This window comes from Caballeronia sp. (assembly GCF_049581465.1).
Classification (GTDB): domain Bacteria; phylum Pseudomonadota; class Gammaproteobacteria; order Burkholderiales; family Burkholderiaceae; genus Caballeronia.
The window spans coordinates 1-2,795 of record NZ_JBAUSA010001280.1 but is presented as its reverse complement, the minus strand read 5'-3'; the positions used below and the strand labels follow the sequence as shown (position 1 = coordinate 2,795).

5 protein-coding genes are annotated in these 2,795 nt (G+C 57.5%); all 5 read left to right on the top strand.

What is annotated here, in order from left to right:
* A partial coding sequence (locus WCA53_RS31090) for a citrate/2-methylcitrate synthase (RefSeq protein WP_423920582.1) occupies nt 1-625 on the top strand: 625 nt, incomplete at its 5' end.
* A gap of 187 nt (nt 626-812) precedes the next feature.
* The gene (locus tag WCA53_RS31085; protein ID WP_423920578.1) at nt 813-1,070 is read left to right on the top strand and encodes a type II toxin-antitoxin system Phd/YefM family antitoxin; all 258 of its coding nucleotides are present in this window, start codon (nt 813-815) and stop codon (nt 1,068-1,070) included.
* Complete coding sequence (locus WCA53_RS31080; RefSeq protein WP_423920588.1) at nt 1,067-1,489, top strand: type II toxin-antitoxin system VapC family toxin; 423 nt, start codon at nt 1,067-1,069, stop codon at nt 1,487-1,489. The genes WCA53_RS31085 and WCA53_RS31080 overlap by 4 nt, the downstream gene beginning before the upstream one ends.
* Nucleotides 1,490-1,608: 119 nt before the next feature.
* On the top strand, nt 1,609-1,830 hold the full coding sequence (locus WCA53_RS31075; protein ID WP_423920585.1) for a YdcH family protein: 222 nt from the start codon (nt 1,609-1,611) through the stop codon (nt 1,828-1,830).
* Nucleotides 1,831-1,896: 66 nt separating this feature from the next.
* Nucleotides 1,897-2,795 (top strand): polyphosphate kinase 2 (gene ppk2 / locus WCA53_RS31070; RefSeq protein WP_423920574.1); only part of this gene is annotated, 899 nt, incomplete at its 3' end.

Below are 2,795 nucleotides of genomic sequence, written 5' to 3'. Positions count from 1 at the left end.
GATCCTGATCCTGCACGCGGATCACGAGCAGAATGCGTCGACGTCCACGGTGCGGCTGGCTGGGTCGTCGGGTGCGAATCCGTTTGCTTGTATCGCAGCGGGTATTGCTTGTCTTTGGGGCCCGGCGCATGGCGGCGCGAATGAAGCCGCGCTGAACATGCTGGAAGAAATCGGTTCCGTCGACAACATTCCTGAATTCATCCGTCAGGTGAAGGACAAGAATTCGGGCGTGAAGCTGATGGGCTTTGGCCATCGTGTTTATAAGAACTACGATCCGCGCGCCAAGTTGATGCGTGAAACATGTTACGAAGTGCTTGAAGAACTGGGTCTGCACGATGACCCGTTGTTCAAGCTGGCGATGGCGCTCGAAAAGATTGCGCTGGAAGACGAGTACTTCGTTTCGCGTAAGCTCTATCCGAATGTCGATTTCTATTCGGGTATCGTGCAGCGCGCGCTGGGTATTCCGACCGCCATGTTTACCTGCGTGTTTGCGATGGCTCGCACGGTGGGCTGGATTGCGCAGTGGAATGAAATGATTGCCGATCCGGAGCAGAAGATTGGCCGTCCGCGTCAGTTGTTTATCGGCGATACGCCGCGCGTAGCCAAGCCTGTTGACAAGCGGTAAGCGGTTGTATTGAGCGTGGTTTGGTTCTAAAAAGCCCCGGCGATGGTTGCCGGGGCTTTTTTGCGCCTTTCGAGGCCCGATTTGTCTGGGCCTTGGCAGGATCGCGGTGAGTTGGAAGCGAACGCGGTCGGTTGCGTCCTGGTTAAAATTGTAGTAACGTTGCTACAAATATTGCCGGAGCAACAACGTGCCCACTACCACCCTGTCCAGCCGTGAGTTCAATCAAGACGCAAGCCGCGCAAAGAAGGCCGCCAACGAAGGTCCAGTCTTCATTACGGACCGCGGACGACCCGCGCATGTATTGCTGAGCATTGAAGAGTATCGGCGCCTTGCGGACGCTTCGACTGGCAGCATTATCGACATGCTTGCGGCGCCTGGTGTCGAAGATTTCGAGTTCGAAGCGCCACGCGCCGGCCATTTGTTTAAACCGGCCGACTTGTCCTGATGTTTGTCCTCGATACCAACGTTGTCTCCGAGCTTCGCCGAGCCCGGTCGGGCCTCGCAGACCGTAACGTCACCAAATGGGCAGCGGGCGTTTCGGCGAGCACGCTGTTTATCTCAGCGATTACCGTGCTTGAGTTGGAGCAGGGCGTTTTGCATATGGAGCGGCGCGATGCGTTGCAAGGCAAGGCACTTCGCAATTGGCTCGACGGGCATGTCCTTGCGGCGTTCGAAGGTCGCGTCCTGGCGGTCGATGCCGCCGTGGCGCGGCATTGCGCTCGTTTGCATGTACCGAATCCGTGCGCCGAACGCGACGCGTTGATCGCAGCTACCGCGATGATGCATGCCATGACGGTCGTGACGCGCAACGTGAAGGATTTCGAGCCGACAGGTGTAGAGATTCTCAATCCCTGGGACAGTTGAAGGCGCGTGAACGCTCCCCGAACATGACATTTATCAACGCCCAATTTACTAAGGAATGCAAAAATAATCTGCCCGATCGGCCTGGGGCCAATACCTGGCCACTGCATCAGGAGTTTCCTATGTTTCCAGAGTATCGTGATCTGATTTCCTCGCTAAAAACCGAAGACGCCCACTTTGCCCGGCTGTTTCAACGCCACAGCGAACTCGATCATCAAATCAAGAACATCGAGGATGGGATCGTCTCGGGACAGGGCGCAACTGTCGAAACTCTCAAGAAGGAAAAGCTGCATCTGAAAGACCAGCTGTATGTCGTCTTGAAGAAAGCCGCTGCTCTAGCGTAAGCAGGCCACAAACAGGCCGTAACCCGACCCGGCTGGCGGTCGGGACGCTTCACGAGGACAGGAACCTTGGCATCAGAGCAGAACAAACCGGCGGCACGCCATTCGAACACCACGCCAATCGTGCGGAGCGTCGCTCGCGGCGACATCGTCGCAACTTCGCCGCAGTCGGCGCAGCGACACGAAGTAGACCAGGCGGTCAATATCGCCAGCGAACAGATCGCAACGACCTTGCAGCACGTATTGTCGGCGGCCGCCGCGCAGGACGCGGAATCCCTTATCGATACCATCAAGACCCTGATGCACGGCTTGTCTCCCGACGAAGTCGGCGCGGTTCGCAGCAGTATCCTAGAAGGTGATCCGGACTTGTGGCACGCGCGCGCTTCACGTCATCCCGACAGCGAGCTATCGCGAACATGGCGCACGGGTGGTTATCCGTACCGCAACTTGATGTCCCGGCGCGGCTATGAAAAGCAAAAGTACGCGTTGCAGGTCGAATTGCTGAAGCTGCAGGCATGGGTTCGGGAGACCGGACAACGCCTGGTGATCGTGTTCGAGGGACGCGATGCGGCAGGCAAGGGCGGTGCGATCAAGCGGTTCATGGAACACATGAACCCGCGCGGCGCCCGGGTCGTGGCGCTCGAAAAGCCCTCGGAGTCCGAGCGTGGACAATGGTATTTCCAGCGTTACGTACAGCACTTGCCTACCGCCGGCGAGATCGTGCTGTTCGACCGGTCTTGGTACAACCGTGCAGGCGTCGAGCGCGTGATGGAGTTTTGTTCAGAAAGCGAATACAACGACTTCATGCAACAGGTTCCCGAATTCGAGCGGCATCTGGTGCGAAGCGGCACGCATGTCGTCAAGTTCTGGTTTTCCGTCAGTCAGGAAGAGCAACGCCGCCGATTCAACGAACGTCAGATCCATCCGCTCAAGCAATGGAAACTCAGTCCGGTGGATCTCGCTTCGCT